Here is a 23988-nt window from a genome sequence, read left to right as displayed (position 1 = left end):
TATATAATAAAAAAACGCTTTCAAAGTGATTATATATTGAAAGCGTTTCCTATTAGGTTGAAAATTTCTGTATTATATTAAGATTGTCTTCACTTTTTTATGATTTGGTTTTGATATTGCTTTGGCGAAATACCGACTTGCTTTTTAAATACTCTGCTGAAATAATTAGGATCTCGATAACCGATATGACTGCTTATTTCCTTTAAAGTAGCATTATTCTCTCGTAAAAGTTCTTTCGCTGTTTGAATTCTCACCTCTGTTACGTAGTCGCTAAAGGTATAGCCTGTCTCCTCACGAAAGAGTTGGGAAAAGTAATTAGGACTTAATTCCGTTACATCGGCAACTTCTTCTAACGTTAATGATTGTTGGTAGTTCTCGCTAATATATTGCTTTGCTCTCCCAATCTTATTTTTTGATTGATAGTATTCACGGATTTCATAACATACCATTTCAAGGAAGCCTCGCCAGTCAGACGCCGTTTGTAATTGATGAGAAGGGATATCTGGAAATGTACGTTCCTTCTCTTCTACTAGTTGCTTTATTTTAAAATAACATTCGACATCTAACTGATCTACTATCTCTTCAAATAGAAGCCATACTCGGTCTTCGTTTCCTTCTTCTAAAGCTTGAAAGAAAGGAGTTATGTCCGGCCCTGTCTTCCGTAATGGTGGAAATCCGTATTTCTTTTGACCTGCTTCGACTAACTGAAATAATGCTTGTTTTGCTTCATAATAGGAGTTCGTTAAATCTTCCACTTGTGAGCTTGGATGGCCAATGCCAATATACACATGTGCGCCTAGCTGTAATTGAAGCGTACGGACCTTCGTTAATACTGCCGCATTGTCTAATTTTTCATTGGATATATATAAGGCTACCTGATCCTTTTGCAAATAGTTAATTGGAAGAGGGACAGTTTGATTCATAACAATAAAGAAACCACTTTTCATTTCTGGAAATAAACTTTGTTGCAAGGATTTGATCTCTTCGCCTTGCATAATCTTCGTTAAAAAGAATGCACGTCTATTTTCATTCATCTGACGATCTCGAGCAATTTCCTTTTTGACGTTTAAGATGGCGCGAATCGCTTCCTCTTGATTGCTCGGTTTTAATATATATTCTTTTACGCCGAATTTCATTGCTTGCTTAGCATAACGAAACGAATCATATGCTGAGACGACAATGAACTTTATCATCGGGTGTGTTTTACTTATTCGCTCCATCGCTTCCAAACCATCAATCCCTGGCATTTTTATATCCATGAGCATTAAATCTGGCTTTTGCTCTTCCGCTAGTTCTATCGCTTTACGTCCGTTTACCGCTTCACCTACAATCTCGATATCATGGAAATGCTCCTCGAGGAATTTACGCATCGCTTTTCTTTCTAGCATTTCGTCCTCTGCTATTACTACTCTCACTCTGCATCTCCTCCTACTTGTTTTGGAATCTTTAATCGTATCGTTGTTCCCTCACCTATAGTAGAATCAATTTCTAATACATCATCTCGTTGATAAAAGAGCTGGAGGCGTTTATACACATTAGACAGGCCAATACCTGTAACATGACCAACATGCTCTTGGTTGTCGCCTTGAAATAACCTCTTTTGTTGTTCGTCACTTATTCCTACTCCATTATCACGCACCTCAATAATTATATCGGCAAGTTCCTCTCTTAGTAGTACCTCAATTTTTCCGCCTTCTTCTAGTGACTCAATACCATGGATAAATGCATTCTCTACCAAAGGTTGGATCGTTAAGCGTGGAATAGGTACATGAACATCCTCGGCGAGTGGATCCATATAAAATTCTACCCGCTCCATAAAACGAACGCTTTGAATATGTACATAATTTCTTACCATTTTTATCTCTTCCTGCAAATCTACCATGTGATTTAAATCTCCTAAACTATGTCTCATCATTGTTGCGAGTGATTCTATTAGCTTAGAGGTGGCAGGGGCATCCTCGAAATAGGCCATCTTCGAAACAGTATTTAATGTATTAAATAGAAAATGAGGATGGATTTGATTTTGAAGATGCTTCAATTCTAATTCTTTCATTAGCATATCTTGTTCTGATTGATTCTTTATCTCCTTAATTAATCCTTGAATATTGGAACGCATTGTATTAAAGGAATCACCGAGTAATTTTAATTCATCACTGGAATAAACGTGTACTGGCTCGCCATCGAATTTACCATAAGATACTTCCTTGGCTGCATCCGATAACTTTCGAACAGGCTTATGAATACTGCGAGAGAATCGAGCCGCAATATATCCGCCTAGCATAATTGATGTAATTAATAACGAAATTGTAAAATACTTAAACGATTTATTTCTTCTCTCCATATCACGATAGAGTGTTTGATATTCCATTAATGATTCGTCTTGTAGCTCTAGTGTTGTCTCTTGAATATAATTCGCAGTGTTTTGGACTTCCTTCATTCGCGCTGTATATTGTTCAATATCTTCTCTTAAAACAAATCCAATCGTTAATTCTGATTCATCAATGAGTGCATCTACCATATTCGTATAATTTTTGTACCGGATTGGTATTCCTTCATCTTTCAATGGTAGAACGAGCTCCTTTAAGTGGAGGCGACTATTATAATAGTCTTCTAAATCTGTTTCTTCCTGCTCTAGCACATAGGATTTTGTGTGATCGGATAAATCCCGCGCTGTTTGTGAAATGGAATTCATCCTAAGTAATGTTTCGAAGCTATCATGGTAATTTTGCATAAGCTGAGTGGAGCTTACGTAAATAGAGATTGTTACAATATTAAAAAGAATAATAATGACAGCAAATATTAAAGTAAGCTTAGATTGAATCGTTCTTCCACTAAAATAATGATAGAGATGTTTTTTCATGGTAGTTCACCTTCTTTAGGTGGTTCGATTAACTCTCCATTACGAATATGCGAGGCATCTACTATTCCGGTAGAAGTATGAAGTATCGTTTCTACCTTTTGATTGTTTTTCAGTGTTCGCATTTGCTCCACTGCTAGTTGTCCCATCTCTTCTGGATATTGAGCAATGGTTACATCAATGTGTCCTTTCTCTATTGCATCTAATGTTTCCGGCAAAATATCGAATGAAATGACATACGGCTTCTCTGTCGGTTGCATTTCTTCAATACCTTTTACAATTCCAATACCATCCAAAGCACTTATACCAAAAATAGCAGTAATCTCTGGATGCACTTTCAACAAACGATACGTAGCTTGCGCTGCTCCTAGCTCCGTAATATTAGACTCTGAAACAGCGATAAGCTCGATTCTATTAGTCTGTGAAATTGCATCTTTAAAACCTTCCAATCGTTCAATTTGATTCTGTGCTGAAGATAATCCAATAATTACAGCTACCTTCTGCTCACCAGAAGTATTTTCAATTAAATTTTCTCCAGCTAAATATCCCGCTAGGTAATTGTCTGTTCCAACATAAAATTCTCTGCCGCTACCTTCCGAATCTGTATCTACCGTTGCAACAGGAATATTTTGTTCGCTTGCTTTATGGACAAGCTCACTAAATTCCTCTTCGTTCATTCCTTTTGTCATAATTCCATCAACCCCTGCAGCGATCATTCGATCGAGCGTGGCTAGTATTTCTTCGGTATCCGATACTTTCGGTCCGATATATTCAAGATAAATATTATGATTTGCGGCAGCATCCTTTGCTCCCTTTTCAATTAATCGCCAATATTGATTTCCTACTTCTTCTGTAATAAGAACAAAATGATAATCGTACGTTTGCGCTTCTTTCAATGAATCTTCTATATAAAATGTTTCCTTTCCAAAATACAACATAAGTAAAAATGGGATAAGTATTAATATAGGGAATATATATCGCATGAATTTCACCTTCCTTTATAAGATAATTGTAAGTGCTTTCTTGGTAAGTGTCGAATTTGTTCATAAAGAGAAACCTTTCACAAATCGACTGAAAAGATGTTATATGCACGAAAAAACACTTGATAACCACATGTAATCAAGTGTTTTTTCTATATCGTCATTAAACTATTGGATTTTATTTATATAAAGGTCCGTAGGTTTGACATGCCCGATAATCTGCACCCTCGGAATTACTCGTACCAAACATATTCCAAACGCTTGGACGGAATATCTTTTCGCTACTTACGTTATGCATGTTAACCGGAATTCGTAACATAGATGCTAACGTAATTAAATCTGCACCAATATGACCATAACTCATAGAGCAATGATTTGCTCCCCAATTATTCATTACCGAATATACATCACGAAACGCATTTTCTCCCGTTAAGTTAGGGACAAACCAAGTCGTTGGCCATGTTGGGTCTGTACGATTATTTAAAATCTCGTGAACATCATCGTCTAATTCCACTGTATAACCTTCAGCTATCTGAAGAACAGGCCCTAAGCCTTTAATTAAATTGATTCGAGCAATTGTTACAGGCATGTCACCTCTTGATTTAAAGTTACTTGAAAATCCACCACCACGGAAATACTCGGTATTAGCTGGGCGCCATTTGGTTGCTTGCAAGCATTTATCTACTTCTGTTTCTGAAATCTCCCAAAATGGTTTCATTACTGGCTCGCCATTGATTTTCTGTTCTCCTGTACCATCTAAAGAGGCAGATCCAGAATTAAGTAAATGAATCACTCCATTACTAGCTCTTCCCACTAATTCTTTATTCGTTACTCGTTTCACTGCTTCCGGACTCCAATAAGTCCGAACATCAGCAAATACTTGAGCAGAATTGGTTAACAAATGACCAAATAACATCGTTACTGCATTTAAAGTATCATTTTCTGTTGCTACAATATATGGCGCACGAATACCATTCCAATCAAAGGAAGAATTTAATATAGCCTCCATAAAATCTCCATTTGGTAAATGGTCGGTCCATTGTCGTTGGCCTTGGAACCCAGAGGCAATTGCATTATGCCCCATTGCTTCTTCCTCATATCCTAAGTCTGCTAACTTAGGATTACCTACCATTAAATCTCGTGTGATCATTGTCATTTTTATGTTCATCTTTAAGTCTTCATCTTTTTGCTCTTCTGTACGCTTATTTTTCTCCGAATTAATATCTTCTCCAAATACTGCTTTTTGTTTTACCCATTTATACGCTTTTTCAAATTCTTCTTTATCATATATTTCTTCATTTATTCGTCGTATTAACTCTGTCATGTCGACATACTCGTTTCGCATGCCTAGATATTCTTGAAAAAAGCCTTCATCGACCATGCTACCAGCTATCCCCATTGAAACAGATCCTATCGATAGGTACGATTTGTCTTTTAAGGTCGCTACTACAAGGCCCCCTTTAACAAAGCGTAACAGTTTCTCTTGGACATCAGCTGGTATCGTATTGTCCTCGATATCTTGAACATCTCTACCGTAAATACCAAAGGCGGGAATTCCTTTCTGATTATGTGCAGCAAGCACTGCTGCTAAATAGACAGCACCAGGACGCTCTGTCCCGTTAAATCCCCATATAGCATTCGGTCGATTCGGATTCATATCCATTGTTTCAGAACCATAGCACCAACACGGTGTAACCGTAATTGTTACTCCTACATTTTCCTTATCAAATTTCGCTTTTGCTAACGCAGCTTCAGCTACACCACCAATACATGTATCAGCAATAACGGTCTCAATCGGACTTCCATTATTGTATGTTAGATTAGCCGATAAAAATTCAGCTACAGATTTTGCCATATTCATTGTCTTTTCTTCTAAAGATTCTCGGACACCCTTTCTTCTTCCATCAATTGTTGGACGAATCCCAACTTTCGGCATCTCTCCAATTAGGCGCTGATTTTTCATTTATTATTCCTCCCAAAATTGTATTATTTCATTCTATAACCTTTAAAAATTGCTGATATGCGGTCTCCCATCCGGCACTATCTGTAGGTTGATAATGTTGAATAGGAAAGGAACGCTCAACAACTTCTCTTGCCTCCTGTAAATTTTTCATTTCCCCTAATGCTATCCATTGACCGATTGCATTACCAATAGAGCTAGATTCGACGGGTCCCGCCAATACATCAAGGGTTGTAGCATTAGCAATCAATTGACATAGATGCTCATTACGTGTAGCGCCACCAGCCATATGTATGCGCTTTAATTTTATTCCAGTTAACGTTTCAAGGCGTTTGATAACTAAGAAGTAATGGAATGCGAGGCTTTCCAATATACAACGAATAATTTGGCCTCTTGTTTCCGGAATCTTTTGGTTTGTGTCTCGACAATAATCTTGAATCGCTTCTACCATATTAAGAGGATTAAAGAATCGTTCGTCGTCTGGATTAATATAAGAATAGAATGGTTGTGCCTGTTCGAATAAGCGATTCTCTTCTTCATAATCTGTTGCTATTCCCTCACGTTCCCAAACGATACGGCATTGTTGCAGTAACCACATTCCCATCATGTTTTTCTGAAGACGATACGTGCCTTCCATCGTACCTTCATTTGTAAATCCCCACGTCATAGCTTGCTCTTCTGTTACTGGCTTTTCTACAGGAATGCCTATTATTACCCAAGTTCCACAGCTCATAAAAATAGAGTGATGGTCTTTCAGTGGTAAAGCCGCTAAAGCACATGCTGTGTCATGGCCCGGTACATTAATGACTTTTATTGGATCTATTTGCAATTCATCATTAATAACTGGTAAAGTCTCACCAGCTATTGTAATTGGTTGAGCTATCGGTGCTAATATTTTTCTGTCTATTTGTAGAAAATCTAGGATGGATGAATCCCAATCTGTTGATTGAGGATCTAATAGTTGAGTTGTTGTACTGATTGTGAATTCGTTGTTTTTTTCTCCACAGAAGAAGTAAGCTAGTAGATTAGGCATCAGTAACAATTGATCTGCCATTTCTAATAGGTGAGGGTGTTCTGTTTTCATTGTAAATAATTGAAAAAGTGTATTGATTGGTGCTGTTTCTACGCCTGTTTTTTGAAATAAGCTTTCTGAGGTGATATTTTGTAGAGCGCGCTCCATTCCCATTTTGTTTTTTGGGTTTCGATAGCTATACGGGTTAGCAAGTAATTCTCCATTAGAGGCTAATAAGCCAAAATCTACACCCCATGTATCAATTCCCATACTTTCTACCTTGTGCCCTTGTTGAACGCTAGTACGTATTGCTGTTTTCATTTGTGTAAATATGTTCAAAACGTCCCAATAATAATTATTAGTCACAGAGACAGCTAGATTCGTAAATCGGTATATTTCTTTCGTATACATTTTTTCCCCATCAAAACTATTGAGTATTAACCTTCCGTTTGATGCTCCAATATCGAAGGCCCATACGCTTTTCATAAAATCCCTACTTTCTAAGAGATTATTGTGATTCTTTTAATAGCTTTGCACGAAATTTTTCACTCGATAAATTTTTAAGATCGGAGCATTCATTTTCTGTAAGTATCCTTGGTTCGCCTACAGAACTAGAAATAGTGTATACTTTTGCAGCTTCTTCCGTTAATTGCATAAAGAAATACGCTTCCTTCATTGAGGTTCCAACCGTTAATACACCATGATTGCGCATAACGACTACGTCTGTTTCATGAATAACATCTCCTACAGCGTCCGCTAGAATGTTGGTGGTAGGAATCATATAGTCTAGGTATTTGATATTTTTTATCATAGCGGGAAAATCAGGAAACATGCTGGGAATTTCTTTTCCAGTTGAGGAAACTCCGACCGAATAGCTAGGGTGTGCATGTAATACAGAATTGATATCATCCCTCTTTCGAAAACATTGTAAATGCATATGAAGCTCGGAGGATGGTTTTAATTCACTTAATACTTCACCTGTAGCAATGTTAACTTTTACCCAATCCTCATCTTGAATATCCTGTAAGTCAAAACCACTTGGCGAAATATACATATAGTCTCCATCACGCATACTTAGATTTCCGCCAGCTCCCACAACCAGTCCAGAAGTAACCAACTTCTTACCGTACTCACTTAGGATAGTTTTTACATTTTCCATTAAGAAAGCCTCCTCTAAATTAGATAGATTTTAGTAAAGAACACCTTTTTTTAATATAATATTTCCATAAAGTGCTTTCTCGGATGTAGCGACAATTGCATATGCTGCTTTAGCTTTTTCATAGAAAGTAAAACGTTCTTCATAGTTAATTTGGTTGGGTTCTACATCTAACTTTTTAAAAATGCCTTTATAAACATTCCAAATTTCTGGCTCCATTTCCGTTTTATCATCTACTACTTGCATAAGTGTAATTGGCTTCTCTACAAATGTATCTACTGGAAATAGGGTTAGGATTGCTTTTAAAAGATCCGATGCTTGATGCCCATCACACCGAACGAGACGGCTAGCTAAACGTGCTGCAGGGAAATTACCATCTGCAATAACAAGTTCATCTCCATGCCCCATCTCATGCAAAATTTTTAAAAGCTCTGGAGAAATGACATCAGGTATGTTCCTTAGCATGGTTAGACACTCCTATTCTTCTATTCTCTGAGTAGACTTACGTATATGAATATCAGGGGGTAAAATAACCTTTCTTGATTGCTCGAGCCCGTCATTCTCTAATCGTTCAACCAAATATTGTAAAGAGATTTTTCCGAACTCAGTAGCCGGCTGTGCTGCAACAGTAAAGAAAGGGTCAAAATATTCCACTGGCTCTATCTCATCAAAGCAAACGATAGACACATCCTCCGGAACGCGAAGATTCATTTGTCTTAATGATTGAATAACACTTATTGCAATAAAGTTATTAGAGGCAAATATTGCAGTAGGGCGTTTGTCTTCGTCTAAAGACATGAGCTTTTCTACAATGCTATGTGCAGCATGAGGCTCCATACTACGGAAATCGAACTCGGATATATAATTTTCATGGATTGGTAGGTCATTCAGTTTTAATGTTTCTACATATCCTCGTTCTCTCTCTCGGGAAGTTGATATATTTCTAGGACCATTTACTAACGCTATATTCTTGTGGCCATAGTCTATTAAATGCCGGACCAACTCTCTACTGCCTTTATAACTGTCCCCTAGCACGCAATCTCCTTCAAATCCCTCAACAGTACGGTCTAACAAAACGGTTGGAATATTATGTTGATTCAAACGTTCTACATGCTTCAAGCTTTCATCATTAGTAGGGGTCATAATAACTCCATCTACACGAGCAGAGATCATCATATCTGTATAGCTTTTTTCCTTTTCAAAGTCCTCATCGGTATTCGCTAACAAGATACGATACCCTGTTTCCATAGCCTTTGCCTCTGCTCCCCTAGCGACTTTAGCAAAGAAAGGGTTTGTTATATCGGTTAAAATTAATCCTAATGTTTTTGTTTGGTTTGAGGTTAAACTTCTCGCAGCCTCGTTTGGAATATATCCGAGCTCTTTAATAGCCTTTTCTACTTTTTCTCTAGTTGCCACCCGGATATTCCCCGAATTATTTATTACTCTTGAAACAGTCATTGGCGATACTTTTGCTTTTTTTGCTATATCGTAAATAGTTACCAAGTTCATCTACCTCTTTTTTTGTTGTCATACTCGAATATTTATATGTATATGATAGCGGTAACATAATTATTTTGCAAGAGATTTTTCTTTATTTTATTTTACATGTAAATTAAAAGCCTTATACATTAAGGTTTTACCTATATAACAATCGCTAGAAGTAGAAAAACGATAAAATACATTGTTGACACCTCTAAACCGTTATGCTATTTTTATGTTACCGATAACTGAAAGCGTTATCAAAAAGCGAGTTACTCTGTTTTATTAAAAGTAGATCTTTCATTTGGTTCCGATTAAAAAAAGGAAAGGAGTCTAATTCATGACGAAAAAGATATTAGAGATGAAAAATATATCTAAATCTTTCCCTGGTGTTAAAGCCTTATCCAATGTCCAGTTGGATTTATATGAAGGAGAGGTATTAGCTCTCGTAGGAGAAAATGGAGCCGGTAAATCCACCTTAATGAAAATTTTAACCGGTATCTACCAGAAAGATGAAGGTTCTATTATTTATAATCATGAGGAAATCTCTCCGAAGAATACAAAAGAAGCTCAGGAAATGGGAATCAATATTGTTCACCAGGAACTGAACCTGATGCCTGACCTGACCGTAGCTGAGAATATTTTTATTGGTCGAGAGCCACGTGATTCATTAAATTTCTTTATTAATAGCAAGAAATTAAATACTAAGACCGAAAAACTACTTCATCGTTTAAATATTAAACTTGATCCACAAACTAAAATTTCTGATTTAACGGTTGCCAAACAACAAATGGTTGAAATTGCAAAAGCATTATCCTTTCGTGCCAAGATATTAATTATGGATGAACCAACTGCCGCTCTCACAGATAAAGAAATAGACACGTTATTTGAGTTAATTGAACGGCTGCGGAAGGATGGGGTAGGTATTATTTATATCTCCCATCGTATGGAGGAACTAAAACGAATAACAAATAGAATTACGGTGATGCGTGATGGAGAATACATTGATACACTTCCCACAGCCGGAACAGAAATTAGTAAAGTGGTGTCACTTATGGTTGGTAGAGAAGTAACCATTAATAAAAAGGTTTCCGATCCAGAGAAGTTTAGAGATGTTGTTTTAGAGGCCAATCGTCTTAATAACCAGTTTATCAAGGACGTGTCCTTTCAACTAAAAAAAGGCGAAATACTTGGATTTGCTGGTTTAGTAGGAGCAGGACGAACAGAAATGGCTCGGGCTATCTTTGGAGCTGACCCTTATACAGGTCGCATTATAATCCATGGAACAGAAGTAAAGATAAAGCAACCTGTTGATGCTGTTCGTTACGGTATTGGCTACTTATCAGAAGATCGAAAACAATATGGTTTGATGCTAGACATGACAGTAAAAGAAAATATCGTAATTTCTTCATTGAATAACTATACAACGACTTCTATTGTAAAACCCCAACAAATAAAAAAAGCTGCTGAACACTACTCATCCCTATTAAAGATTAAAACACCTAATGTTAATCAACGTGTGAAACTATTATCCGGTGGTAATCAACAAAAGGTAATCATCGCAAAATGGTTGCTTAAGAATTCCGAGATTTTAATTTTTGATGAACCAACTCGTGGGATTGATGTAGGTGCTAAACAAGAAATATATGACTTATTGGAGCAACTTGCAAACCAAGGGAAATCCATCATTATGATTTCTTCTGAGTTACCAGAAATATTACGTCTTAGTGATCGCATAATTGTCATGAACGAAGGACGTATCACTGGAGAATTAATAAGTAAGGAAGCAACTCAGGAGAAAATTATGAGTCTAGCAACAATGCAATAAATATATATTGGAGGAGTGGGAATCCATGACAGATATAGCTGTTAATAACGAAGAAAAAAAGGAGAAATTATTTCGTGGCACATCAGCATTACAGCAAATATTAGCGTTTGCTAGTTTAATACTTCTGATTATCTTTTTTTCTGTTGCTTCCGAACACTTTTTAACTTGGTCTAATATTGAAGGGATTTTGTTGTCTACTACTGTCATTGGTATTTTAGCCTTAGGTACCACATTCGTTATTATAACTGGCGGTATTGACTTATCCATTGGTACAGGTATGACATTAACCTCGGTGATGACAGGCGTATTCATTGTATTTCTAGGTTTACCTATCATTGTTGGTATTATTGGCGGTGTTCTAGTTGGCGCTCTAATTGGATTTGTATCAGGTTTTTCCGTATCTATACTTAGAATTCCACCATTCATTGCGACATTGGCAATGATGATGATTGCAAAAGGGTTATCTCTTGTAATCTCAGGAGCTTCACCTATTTATTTCACGGATATCGAAGGATTTAACCAAATAGCTTTAGGTAACGTAGTATCGTCCATCTCCATTCCTAACGCCGTTCTTATCTTCTTTATTATGGTGATTATTGGTTGGATTCTATTATCAAAAACTATCGTAGGAAGATACACATTTTCTATAGGTAGTAATGAAGAAGCTACCAGATTATCAGGAATTAACGTTAAAAAGTGGAAGATTATAATCTACACAATTGCTGGTAGTTTCACAGGTATTGCTGGGGTTCTTATGGCTTCTCGATTAAATTCCGCTCAACCATCATTGGGCATGGGTTATGAGTTAGAAGCAATTGCTGCAGTTGTTATTGGAGGTACATCTTTAAGTGGCGGAAAGGGGTCCTTAATTGGCACAATGATTGGTGCACTAATTATGAGTGTTCTAACGAACGGTCTACGTATCATGTCTATTCCTCAAGAATGGCAGACAGTCGTTGTAGGAATTGTAATCCTTCTTGCGGTTTACATAGATATGCTACGCAAAAAAGGTGCATAACTAACCATTTTGTAATAACTCACATTTTGAGTTATATATAAATTTTATAAAGGGGAGTATAAAATGGCTAAGAAATTATTTTTACCTTTTGTAATTGTCATTCTGTCTTTTGTATTTTTGGCTGCATGTGGTAGCGACACAACGAATGAAGGTAGTGATTCTGCTCCTGATACAGACGATTCAGAACAAGAAACCACCGATAATGAAACAGAAGCTGAGGATGGAGACAAACCTTATATTGCTATTGTGTCAAAAGGTTTCCAGCACCAATTCTGGCAAGCAGTACAAAGTGGTGCAGAAAGAGCAGCGGAAGAATTTGACGTAGAAATTACATTTGAAGGTCCAGATAATGAATCTCAAATTGATAAGCAGATTGAGATGCTTCAGGCAGCGTTAGATAGAAATCCTGATGCCATAGGATTTGCAGCACTAGATTCTCAAGCAGCTGCGCCTCTATTAGAAACAGCTGATTCACGAGGCATTCCAATAGTAGCCTTTGACTCCGGGGTCGAGAGCGATATTCCAGTTACAACCGCATCGACAGACAATTATGCAGCAGCGGCTGAAGCAGCTCATCGAATGGCAGAATTAATAGAAGAAAAAGGGAAAGTAGCGCTAATCGTTCACGATCAAGTATCCGTAACAGGTGTAGAGCGACGTGATGGTTTTGTCGATACTATAAATGATGAATATCCAGATATTGAAATCGTTGATACTCAGTATGGTGGTGGGGACCATTTGGAATCTACCAACCTAGCTAAGACCATCATTCAAGCACATCCAGACTTAGCCGGTATTTATGGTTCAAATGAAGGGTCTGCAATTGGTGTAGTAAATGCGATTACGGAATTAGGCAAACAAGAAGAAATTGTAATCATTGGTTTTGATTCAGGAAAACAACAGATAGACGCCATCAAAAATGGAGTAATGAATGGTGCGATTACACAAAATCCTGAAGGCATCGGATATGAAACGGTTAAAGCAGCAGTAGAAACACTGAACAACAAAGAAGTCGAAAAGAGTATCGATACAGGATATTTCTGGTATGACAAGGACAATATAGATAGCGATGAAATACAGGCCGCTATTTATGAATAATTTTGAGACTTTTTATAGATGCACATAGAGTGAATGAGTCTGAGATATTTTATCAATAGTAGGAATCGAACGGTTTGTTGAAATCAGTTTGATTCCTTCTTTTTTTTATTATTACTTTCGAGAAAACACTTCGCTTTATTTTAAGTGAAATCTAGTAAAATCATTCTTAAATTTAAATTGAGATTTTTGTTATCTATTAACTAGTCCTTTAATAAGATAAATAGTAATATTATTTAATAGAAGTGACCTGGTAGAGGAATATTCACTTGGTATAACAAAAAGGGTCCTTTTTCTAGGAGTGATGCTCATGGGAAGGTAAAACTACAACGTTTTCTAAATAAGTTAATAATCAAGTATCTGACGTTTTCCATGTGTCATCGCTTAGAAACGGACACATGAGGACGCAATAATTTTTGTAAAACCAGGAGGTGAAATCCTTGTATCTATAAGGTAGGTACAGGGATATTATTTGGATATTGTTAATTTGCTTTTGGTTGCTATATTGATTCTGATGACAGCATTCTTTGTAGCAACCGAATTTGCGATCGTGAAGGTACGATCAACAAGGATAGATTATTTAGTCGATAACGGGAATAAACGTGCATTACCTGCTCAAAAGATTTTAAACAATTTAGATGGTTATTTATCCGCTTGTCAATTAGGGATAACCGTTACAGCATTAGGACTAGGTTGGTTAGGTGAACCGACTATTATGAGGTTGTTAAATCCTGTTTTTGAAAGTATTGGATTGAATCCAACCATAGGCTCGGTTATTTCATTTATTATTGCTTTCGCTACTATCACTTTTTTACACGTGGTAATCGGGGAGCTTGCACCGAAAACCGTTGCAATTCAAAAGGCAGAGGAAGTTACGTTGCTTTTAGCAAGACCGTTAATTTTCTTTTATAATGTGATGTATCCATTCATATGGTTATTAAATGGGTCGGCACGCCAATTTATTCGTTTGTTTGGATTTAAACCTATCAATAATCATGAGGCTGCTCACTCAGAAGAAGAGTTACGATTAATTCTATCCGAAAGCTATGAAAGTGGCGAAATTAATCAAGCAGAAATGACATATGTTACGAATATATTTGAATTCGACGAACGATTAGCTAAGGAAATTATGAAGCCAAGAACCGAAATGATTTGTATCTATAAAGAGGACAGTTTCGATGAAATTTATGAAATTGTTCACGATGGACAGTTTACAAGGTACCCTGTGGCTCATAACGACAAAGATAATATCGTTGGATTAATTAATATTAAGGAAATCCTAACTGAACGATATGAAGATGAAAATGAGTTCTCAATCGATAATTATATTCGTCCGATTATTCACGTTTCAGAAGCAACTCCTATAAAACAACTTCTACTGAAGATGCAAAAGGACCAAATTCACATGGCTATTGTAAATGATGAATATGGTGGAACTGCAGGTCTAGTGACGGTAGAGGATATTTTAGAAGAGATTGTTGGAGAAATACGTGATGAATTTGATGTTGATGAAGTTCCTCTAATTGAAGAACAAGACAATCATACCTATATCGTTTCTGGTAGATTACAAATTGAAGAATTAAATGATGTCCTGGGAATTGAGTTAGAAAATGAAGATATTGATACAATTGGTGGATGGATTTTCGCACAGCAACTAGATGTGAAAGTAGGTACTCTTATTGAAGCTCAAGGATACCAATTTATCGTAGAAGAAATCAATGGCTATCAAATTGTAAGAATAAAAGTTATTAAAACTGTAGAACCTGAAACAATTACAGAGTAACAATCATATATCTGTATATCCCCCTTAACAGACAAGGAATTTCCTATTAGTTAAGGGGTTTTCTATAGTGTTTTTTAAATCAGGGTCTACTAGATTAGGATATTAAATAGATACTGTCTGTAATTTATGTACTGATAGAAAGATAATTATAGTATTCTCCGAGGTTGGGGGATCATCTAAACGATAACAACCACCTCACGATTATTCATTGAGGTGGTTGCAAAAATATTACGATTCTCTAAAAAACTGTACGTTATCTACGTTAATCCAACTGTTTGGATTTCCGTCTGTCCAAAATCCGATTTCTGCTTGTCCATTTGTTACTTGAATATTTGGTATCGTTACTTGCGTCCATTGATCCGTAATTGGAATATCTATGTTTAACTCATATCCCCCATAATCTTTTATATACATTTTATTCGAGTTAAATCCGTCACTGCTTTTCACCCTAGCTTGCAGTGTATACATTCCGTTGGCAATACCATACTTCGTTTGATAAGTGCTAACTTGGTATGCAGCTTCACTCCAATGCGATAATTTATAACTACCCATAAATCCATTATCCTCAACATAATTCACTTTCTGACTATTCGAAGACCACGTATCCCATCCAAATGGTTGATAACTAAATTCATTCGCTTCAAATCCTGGGTTAGAAAGGAGATTAATACCTGTTTCCTCTGATGCATCGCTAAACGCATCTATCGCCAATGTATATTGCAACGTATTGTTTGTAACAACTCTAGTTGCACCTAGAGCGTATTGATCAGGAAGAACGCTCGAATTAGCTTGAGGTTCCCAGTAAAAGACTCCTAATCCTTTTCCATTAGGTACTGAATCCACCGCATTAATTGTTTCTTTTATCGTCCAGTAAGATTCCTCAGGACTGACATCTTCTCCACCTACTTCCACAACCATAACTTCTTTATCGTAACGTGAAACCATATCATTTAAGTTATACTCTAGATCATCTACCAATTCCCAATATGGTTCACCTGCCCAATAAGGGTAGAACGACATTCCGATAACATCTGTCTTCCCACCATTTTGAAAAAATTGGTCAAACCACCATCGAAACAAACTATTATCATCTCCGTCTGCTAAGTGGGTTATAACTTTAATAGATGGATTCACATCTTTTACAGCATCGTATCCACTATTGAGTAATGCAGTGAGTTGTCCAAAATTATTAGTACTCCCACTAGGATGTAGAATGCCTGTATTTATTTCATTCCCAACTTGGACCCACTTTGGTGTTATTCCATATTGCCCTAGTTCAGTTAATACATCCAAAGTGTGACTATAAACAGACGCTTGTAACTGATTGAAATTATGCGATTCCCATGCTGACGGTTTGTATTGATGACCTGGATCAGCAAATACATCACTATAGTGGAAATCTACCATGACATCCATTCCAAGAGCCTTTGCTCTTTGTGCCGCTTCAATTACACCGTTCTTATCACTATACCCAAGCATCGTCCATGTTGTTCCATCTTTTAACCAGTAATAATTGGATGGTGGATTAACAAAAACCCTTAATCTAACAGCATTTATTCCATGCTCTTTCAAGATTTGCAGGGGATCCTGCTGAACACCAAAATCATCCAACCATTTTACTCCTTCATCTTCCAACTGCTTCATCCAACCAATGTCAGCTCCTAAAGCAAAATTAGAATTCGCTTCTATTTCTTTAGATAAAGCAAAGAACAATATAACGAATGAACTGAAACCAATAAGTAAAAACCTTATTAAATGTTTTCTTTTCCTCATTAAATCCCTCCTTCGCATTGTTACGTTAAATTATAAAGTCATTTGCTTATTCCCTGTATATAAGAATTCACTGAAACTATATAATATTTTGAAACAAATATGTTTTTATTCTATTTAAATTATATATTTACATATATTTACATATATTTACAATAAGAAACGGATAGTTTTCTTGTTGCTCACTATCTTTTCAGTTCGTTTAACTCTAATACTAAGTTTCATATTATTATATCTATTTATAAAAATGTTATATTTCACCCTGCTGTAAGCGTTATTATAATTAAGGTGTAATGGTAAAATATTAGATTATAAAACGGAGGGGTCAAAATTGAAAAAACTCATATTGGGAATTAGCTTAGTCGTTTTATTTGTAGCTGGATGTTCCAATGATAGTACAGATGGAGGTAAGGATTCTAGTAAGAAGGAAAATGTAGATGTTACGATTTGGGCAACGAACATTAATGTACCTGTTTTAGAAAAGGCAGCAGAGCTTTATAAAGAGGATCACCCTGAATTTAATTTAAATGTAGAAGAAATGAACAATGATGATATTCGTTCCAAAATGACTGCAGGTCTTCAATCAGCAGGACAAGGTTTACCTGATGGTGCGCTACTCGTAGATGATGGTATCACTGGATATGTAACCAACTTCTCAGATACATTTGCTAATATTACAGAGCTAGGTTTCGATGAACACGAAGATCAATTTCCTCAATATAAAATGGACAGTGTATCTTATGAGGGGGACATGTATGCCATACCTTTCGATGCCGGTCCAGTTGGTGTATTTTATCGGGCAGATTTATTTGAAGAAGCAGGGGTTAATGCGGAAGACATTAAAACATGGAATGACTACTTTGAGGCTGGAGAAAAGATTAAAGAGGTAACTGGGGCTAATATGTTAAGTTTTGACTCCAATGACTCAACAGTTTACACCATTTTAATGAGCCAGCAGGGGAAAGGTTATTTTGAACAGGATGGAACGAGCAATATGGATAGTGAAGTATCTATAGAAACGGCATCCGTGTTTTCAGAAATGGCTGAAAGAGATATTATATTCCGTGCACCTGGTTGGAATGCTTGGGTTGCATCTTTAGTAGATAGTCAAACAGCAACTGCCATAACAGGAGCATGGTTAATCGGGACATTAGAACAACAGGTCCCCGATCAATCTGGTAATTGGGCAGTAATGCCACTACCTTCCTTCGAAGGAAGCGATAGCCGCTCTGCAAACCAGGGTGGAAGTTCCTTCTCTATCTTTGAAAGCAGTGATAACAAAGAAGAACTGTATGACTTTCTAGTATTCTTTGCTACAAGTACTGAAGTTCAAGAGCTTGCTATGGAAGGTGGTTTATTCCCTAGTTATCTACCTGTCTATGAATCAGACTTATTCGCTGAGCCTGTGGAGTACTTTAACAATGAGCCTGTGTGGGAATTCTTTGCGGAAGAAATGACGAAGATTCCATCTGTTTTCTATACAGAGCATGACTCACTTGGACGTGACGAAGCAGTCAAGGTACAAGCTGAAGTTCTTGAAGGAACAGATCCTGAACAATCTGTTTCTGATGCCAACGGAAGAATAGAAAATAGAATCAATTAAACAAGTTGGTAAATGTACAGTAGCTTGCTGTACATTTACCATTTAGAACATTAACTTGGGAAAAAAGTCAGAAAAGATGGAGTGATAGTATGTCATATTCTAAATGGACACCATATTTATTTTTAGCGCCTGCGTTAATTTTGTTTCTCGCTTTTACGATATATCCAATTTTTGCATCATTTGTATTAAGTTTTCAGACTCTTGATGCTGGTTCCTATATTTTTGTCGGGTTAGACAATTACATTCGGCTTCTTAATGATACAGTCTTCGGTAAAGCCATTCTTAATACGATTATTATACTGGTAGTCCAAGTACCAATTATGTTATTCCTAGCTTTAGTACTTGCGAATGCGCTCAATAATCAGCTATTAAAATTACGCGGTTTCTTTCGTGTAGGATTCTTCTTACCTGCTGTAACGTCTTTAGTGGCGTATTCCATATTGTTTAGTATCATGCTCCAAGATGCTGGAATTATTAATCAGTTTCTAGGGTTTTTCGGCATTGGTCCAATTAGCTGGCTATCTAGCTCGTTCTGGGCGAAGGCATCTATTATTCTAGCTATGACATGGAGATGGACTGGATATAATATGGTCATATATTTAGCTGCCATGCAAAATATTCCGAATGAATTATATGAGGCTGCCTCATTGGATGGTGCTGGGAAATTGAAGCAATTTTTACACATTACGATTCCCAACTTAAAGCCTGTCATCCTGTTCACTGCCATTATATCGACCATATCAACACTACAGCTTTTTGATGAACCATACAACTTAACAAATGGCGGCCCTGCAGATGCTACGATGACACTTGGCCTCTATATTTATAACAATGGTTTCCGATATTTCGATTTTGGCTATGCTTCTGCCGTTGCTTATGTTGTTGTCATAATGGTAGCTATACTTTCTTATTTCCAACTAAAGGTATCGGGGGATCAATAATATGATACAGAAGCAAATTAAAAAAATAGTGCAATATGTACTTTTAATTATTTTCTTTATTATTTCAGTATTTCCTTTTTATTGGATGTTTGTCGGTTCTACGAATCATACGAGTAAAATGTTCACGAATCCACCAACGCTGACTGTTGGAAGTCAATTAATGGAGAATTTGACGAATTTAAATAATTCGGTTGGAATATGGCGAGTCTTGTTTAATTCACTTTTCGTTTCTTTAACCTATGTTGTACTGGCTTTAGCTGTGTGTACCTTGGCTGCATATGCTTTATCAAAGTTTGAATTCAAGGGTAGAAACGCAATTTTTATTACCTTTCTGTTGTCCATGATGATCCCTTATCAGGCAACTTTAATTCCTTTATTTCAATTATTTTCTGAATTGGGCTTATTAAATACTTACTTTGCATTAATAGCACCACAGCTTTGTTATCCGTTTGCTATTTTTCTAATGAGACAGAACTTCTTAGCCTTTCCCACAGCATTAATCGAAGCAGCTCGTATCGACGGAGCAGGAGAATTAAAAATTTTCTTTAGTATCGTTTTACCATCCATGAAACCAGCTTTAGCCGCAACTGCTATTTTTCTCTTTATGATGCAGTGGAATAATTTTATGTGGCCACTCGTTGTACTATCTAGCCAAGATATGTATACATTTCCGGTTGCATTATCTAGCTTAATTGGCTTTTCTATTATCGACTATGGTCAGGTGATGGTTGGAATATCAATTGCTACTGTTCCCATTATTATCTTCTTCTTAGTTCTACAGAAACACTTTATTGCTGGAATGCTTGGTAGCGCAGTGAAGTAAAATATTAAAAAATATAGGAGAATAAATCTAATGATTCATAAAAAAATGCCAATTTATACGAAGACTAAGGAATTTCTCCATGGTGGAGACTATAGCCCTGATCAATGGTTGGACATGCCAGAGGTCATTACAGAGGATTTTCGATTAATGCAGTTATCAGGTTGTCAAACGTTCTCCGTTAGTATTTTCGGATGGAGCGCGCTTGAACCCACGGAAGGAAATTACCAATTCGAATGGCTAGATTCTATTATTAACGGCTTGGAACAGATAGGAGCTTACGTTATTTTATCAACCCCAAGTGGAGCAAGACCTGCATGGTTATCAAAAAAATACCCGGAAGTATTGAGGGTAGGAGCTAATCGCCAACGCAATCTTCATGGAAAGAGGCACAATCATTGTTTTACTTCTCCATTCTATCGTCAAAAAACAAAGAAGATTAATCATCTATTGGCAGAAAGATATGGCGAGCGTGACCACATATTAGGATGGCATGTGTCTAATGAGTATAGTGGTGATTGTCACTGTGATTTATGCCAAGACGCCTTTCGTTTATGGTTACAAAAAAAATATCAACATGATTTAGATCGGCTAAACAAAGCCTGGTGGACACCTTTTTGGAGTCATACATTTAGTGACTGGTCCGAAATAGAATCTCCTGCCCCACACGGTGAAGATTCTATTCATGCCCACAATCTTGATTGGAAGCGATTTGTTACCGATCAAACGATTGATTTTTATAAAAATGAAATTAAACCATTAAGGAATATCACTCCTCATCTACCTGTAACGACAAACTTTATGGGTGATTACCCACATATGGGACCGTTCACTGGCCTAGATTACAATAAGTTTGCGGAGCATGTAGATATCGTTAGCTGGGACGCCTACCCAGCTTGGCATAATAATTGGCAATCAACAGCTGATCTTGCTTCCGATGTCGCATTCGTTCATGATTTATACCGCTCTATCAAAAATGGGCAACCTTTTCTCATTTTAGAAAATACACCAAGCTTAGTGAATTGGCATCAAGTTAATAAACCAAAACGCCCGGGCATGCATTTATTATCCGCTTTGCAATCTATTGCTCATGGATCTGATTCCGTTCTGTACTTCCAATGGCGAAAGAGTAGAGGTTCCTTCGAGAAATTCCATGGTGCAGTAGTAGATCACTTTCAAAAAGGGGCAGATCAGACACGAGTGTTTCAAGAAATAACAAAGCTTAGTGAAACGATGAAAAAAATAACTCCTGTAAAAGGAAGAGAGAAACCAGCAAAGGTAGCGATTATATATGATTGGGAGAATCAATGGGCGATAGACGACGCAGCTGGACTAAAAATGGACAAGAAAGAATATATCAAAACATGCCAGTCCATATATAAGTCTTTCTGGAAGAAGGGAATTTCCGTTGATATTATTTCTCTCTCTAAAGATATTTCCCAGTACAACATAGTTATTGCACCAATGTTATATATGATTAAGGCTAGCTATCAAGAGAAGATAGATTGCTTTGTCAAAAATGGTGGGTCCTTTGTTTCTACTTATTGGAGCGGGATTGTGGATGAGAATGATTTATGCTTTTTGGATGGATTTCCAGGTCCTTTGAAAGATATTTTAGGGATATGGGTAGAAGAAATAGACTCTCTTTATGATGGAGAAGAGAACCGAGTAATATTCTCAAATCAGATTGCCCCGTTAAAAGAAAGTTATCGTGCATTTGACTATTGTGAAGTTATTCATTTAACAACCGCGCAGGTTTTAGCTGTTTATGAATCTGATTATTACCAAGCAAAACCAGCTGTTACGATGAATGAGCATGGTAAAGGAAAAGCTTATTATATTGCATCTCGTAATGAACAGTCGTTCCAAGACGATTTCTTTCATTATTTAATGCGGGAACACGATATTACACCTCCATTAAAAGGAATTATTCCTGAAGTTGTAAGTGTTCAGCAACGAGGGGAGCATCTGTTTGTTATGAATTTTAATGAGGATAAAAGTAATTTAACACTAGAAGAAGATTCATTTATTGATTGTATTTCCGGAAACAAAGTAAAGCGAAAGATAGAGTTGGAACCATATGAAGTAATTGTTTTAGAAAAAAGAATCTGAATTGACAGATTCTTTTTTCTACTTATCTACTCTTATTAATCCTTATTGTATAATGTTATATATAATGAAAACTATGGTGAGGAAAGGAGGGTGTAAATGGTAGAGATTAAAAGGAGATACGTATTCTCTGTTTCTGAGAAGTCATTGCCTTTATATATTGAGAGTATTGGATATAATCCACAGGAGGAGGACTTTGCGAGACCAGAAGGCTACCCATATTATCATTGGCTCCAAACGGTTAAAGGAGAGGGTACGTTTATATTTAACAATGAAGAATATCGATTACCAGTAGGCCATGGTATTTTGCTATTACCATTTACTCCGCATTCTTATTTCTCAGAGGGCAGTCGTTGGTCTACTATTTATATGACTTTTTCAGGTGCAGCTGTAGAAGAAATTATGACTTCTTTTGATATACATCATACCAATGTCTATTCTGATAAAAAAGATTATCCCGTACTTTCTAACATTGTTCATAAGATTATGGATAATATTGATGATAGCTCCGAGTTCTCCAGGCTAGACTCCTCAGAGTATTTATTTAGCTACATGATTGCCTTGAAAAAATATGGTGATGTAGAAAAACAACAATCCTTATCCCAATACTACGATAAAATTCGCCCATTAGTAAATTGGCTAGAGGACCATTATGCAGAAGATATCGGCCTGCAAGACATGGCAAATCGCATGAATATGAGCTCACAATACTTAACAAGACTGTTTCAGCAAACTCTAAAAATGAGCCCTTACACATTCTTAGTGCAGTTAAGAATTCGGGAAGCAAAGAAGAAAATATTAACCCACCCAGAAGTACCTTTACGTGAGATAGCAGAACAAGTGGGATTTCATGATGTCAGCCATTTTATAGCAACCTTTAAACGTTTAGAAGGCTTTACTCCAAAGAAATACTCAAAACTGTTTAATCAAACTTAACAGAATATTCATGGATATTAGGATCTTCTAATATCCTTTTCATTTGAATAATTTTCGTATGGTTGATTCGGTTACAATTTGGTAAATGTCGTTGTAGAAAAGGGACAATCTCTTCAATATATTCATCTACTTTTTGTTTTTTTGAATCTTCTGGCATAGTTAATTGAACCGTCACATTAACTTCACATTCGATTGCACGGTTTTTAGGGTTAATTGTAGGCTCATTGATATGGACTAATTCTTGTAGTTGTATTTTACTCTTGTCAGTTTGGGCCAAGATATGTTTAACCGCTTTCAAGTGTTCTTGAAAAGTAGAAAGACGTAATACAAATTCTGCATGGGTGATGACCTCAATCATCAAGTGCCACCTCCAAGAATATAGAATTCCAACTAGTACTATTATATCACTATCTGAAAAAATAGACAGGTTAATTTATCCTTTTGAAAGACTCATGACCATTTTGACAGAGCCCCCCATTTCTTACAAGTCTATGCGCAAACAATGTAAACAGTATATTTATGCCGCAGAATTAAAAATTAGATACATGAAGCTATTTCATAATTAGCTATTCTAAAAATGTTTAAAGTATCCCTAAGAGAAAAATGGGATTTTTAAAAATTTAATACTACGAACTTTGTTG

The 23988-nt window shown here is 36.5% G+C and carries 19 protein-coding genes; 9 read left to right on the top strand and 10 right to left on the bottom strand.

The genetic code is table 11. The features are described from left to right. Positions 1–89: 89 nt before the first annotated feature. From GGQ92_RS16630 to GGQ92_RS14475, 8 genes are all read right to left on the bottom strand, one after another. Entirely contained in the window at positions 90–1415 is a 1326-nt protein-coding gene (locus GGQ92_RS16630; RefSeq protein WP_184250561.1) for a response regulator, read from the bottom strand. Continuing rightward, complete coding sequence (locus GGQ92_RS14505) at positions 1412–2860, bottom strand: sensor histidine kinase (protein WP_184250558.1); 1449 nt, start codon at positions 2858–2860, stop codon at positions 1412–1414. The genes GGQ92_RS16630 and GGQ92_RS14505 overlap by 4 nt, the downstream gene beginning before the upstream one ends. Continuing rightward, positions 2857–3840, bottom strand: a complete 984-nt coding sequence (locus GGQ92_RS14500; protein WP_184250554.1) for a sugar-binding protein — start codon at positions 3838–3840, stop codon at positions 2857–2859. The genes GGQ92_RS14505 and GGQ92_RS14500 overlap by 4 nt, the downstream gene beginning before the upstream one ends. Before the next feature lie 175 nt (positions 3841–4015). After that, positions 4016–5800, bottom strand: coding sequence for an L-fucose isomerase (locus tag GGQ92_RS14495; RefSeq protein WP_184250551.1), 1785 nt, complete (start codon positions 5798–5800; stop codon positions 4016–4018). Between the two features lie 28 nt (positions 5801–5828). Further along, positions 5829–7295 (bottom strand): rhamnulokinase, encoded by a 1467-nt coding sequence (locus GGQ92_RS14490; RefSeq protein ID WP_184250548.1) that lies wholly within the window; start codon positions 7293–7295, stop codon positions 5829–5831. Between the two features lie 22 nt (positions 7296–7317). Further along, the gene (locus GGQ92_RS14485) at positions 7318–7968 is read right to left on the bottom strand and encodes a class II aldolase/adducin family protein (RefSeq protein ID WP_184250544.1); all 651 of its coding nucleotides are present in this window, start codon (positions 7966–7968) and stop codon (positions 7318–7320) included. 30 nt (positions 7969–7998) lie between these two features. Continuing rightward, on the bottom strand, positions 7999–8430 hold the full coding sequence (locus tag GGQ92_RS14480; protein ID WP_184250541.1) for an RbsD/FucU family protein: 432 nt from the start codon (positions 8428–8430) through the stop codon (positions 7999–8001). A 12-nt stretch (positions 8431–8442) separates the two neighbouring features. Next, positions 8443–9468 (bottom strand): LacI family DNA-binding transcriptional regulator, encoded by a 1026-nt coding sequence (locus GGQ92_RS14475; protein WP_184250538.1) that lies wholly within the window; start codon positions 9466–9468, stop codon positions 8443–8445. A gap of 316 nt (positions 9469–9784) precedes the next feature. On the opposite strand from GGQ92_RS14475, the gene GGQ92_RS14470 reads away from it, so the two are divergent. The 4 genes from GGQ92_RS14470 (at position 9785) to GGQ92_RS14455 (ending at position 15168) form a co-directional block, all read left to right on the top strand. Further along, the gene (locus tag GGQ92_RS14470; protein WP_184250535.1) at positions 9785–11272 is read left to right on the top strand and encodes a sugar ABC transporter ATP-binding protein; all 1488 of its coding nucleotides are present in this window, start codon (positions 9785–9787) and stop codon (positions 11270–11272) included. A 25-nt stretch (positions 11273–11297) separates the two neighbouring features. Next, positions 11298–12290 carry an ABC transporter permease gene (locus GGQ92_RS14465; protein WP_184250532.1) on the top strand — a complete coding sequence of 331 codons (993 nt, stop codon included), beginning with the start codon at positions 11298–11300 and terminating at the stop codon, positions 12288–12290. Between the two features lie 63 nt (positions 12291–12353). Beyond that, a complete protein-coding gene (locus GGQ92_RS14460; protein WP_184250529.1) occupies positions 12354–13388 on the top strand; it encodes an ABC transporter substrate-binding protein in 1035 nt (344 codons plus the stop codon). Positions 13389–13857: 469 nt separating this feature from the next. Next, a complete protein-coding gene (locus tag GGQ92_RS14455; protein WP_184250527.1) occupies positions 13858–15168 on the top strand; it encodes a hemolysin family protein in 1311 nt (436 codons plus the stop codon). Positions 15169–15396: 228 nt separating this feature from the next. Here the strand turns inward: GGQ92_RS14455 and GGQ92_RS14450 are convergent, their stop codons facing one another. Then, positions 15397–16941 (bottom strand): glycoside hydrolase family 53 protein, encoded by a 1545-nt coding sequence (locus GGQ92_RS14450; RefSeq protein WP_184250524.1) that lies wholly within the window; start codon positions 16939–16941, stop codon positions 15397–15399. A 328-nt stretch (positions 16942–17269) separates the two neighbouring features. On the opposite strand from GGQ92_RS14450, the gene GGQ92_RS14445 reads away from it, so the two are divergent. The 5 genes from GGQ92_RS14445 (at position 17270) to GGQ92_RS14425 (ending at position 23347) form a co-directional block, all read left to right on the top strand. Then, positions 17270–18541, top strand: coding sequence for an ABC transporter substrate-binding protein (locus GGQ92_RS14445; RefSeq protein ID WP_184250522.1), 1272 nt, complete (start codon positions 17270–17272; stop codon positions 18539–18541). Positions 18542–18630: 89 nt separating this feature from the next. After that, positions 18631–19482: a carbohydrate ABC transporter permease gene (locus tag GGQ92_RS14440; protein ID WP_184250519.1), complete on the top strand. Its 852-nt coding sequence runs from the start codon at positions 18631–18633 to the stop codon at positions 19480–19482. A gap of 1 nt (position 19483) precedes the next feature. Beyond that, a complete protein-coding gene (locus GGQ92_RS14435) occupies positions 19484–20305 on the top strand; it encodes a carbohydrate ABC transporter permease (RefSeq protein ID WP_221437340.1) in 822 nt (273 codons plus the stop codon). Between the two features lie 30 nt (positions 20306–20335). Further along, positions 20336–22414: a beta-galactosidase gene (locus GGQ92_RS14430; RefSeq protein ID WP_184250516.1), complete on the top strand. Its 2079-nt coding sequence runs from the start codon at positions 20336–20338 to the stop codon at positions 22412–22414. A gap of 96 nt (positions 22415–22510) precedes the next feature. Continuing rightward, complete coding sequence (locus GGQ92_RS14425; protein ID WP_184250513.1) at positions 22511–23347, top strand: AraC family transcriptional regulator; 837 nt, start codon at positions 22511–22513, stop codon at positions 23345–23347. Here GGQ92_RS14425 and GGQ92_RS14420 read toward each other — a convergent pair. Beyond that, positions 23334–23705 (bottom strand): hypothetical protein, encoded by a 372-nt coding sequence (locus GGQ92_RS14420; protein WP_184250510.1) that lies wholly within the window; start codon positions 23703–23705, stop codon positions 23334–23336. The genes GGQ92_RS14425 and GGQ92_RS14420 overlap by 14 nt on opposite strands. Positions 23706–23988: the final 283 nt, after the last annotated feature.

This window comes from Gracilibacillus halotolerans (assembly GCF_014206945.1).
Taxonomy (GTDB): Bacteria; Bacillota; Bacilli; order Bacillales; family Amphibacillaceae; genus Gracilibacillus; species Gracilibacillus halotolerans.
Note: the sequence above shows the minus strand (reverse complement) of the source record. Positions and strands in the feature narration are given on the sequence as shown.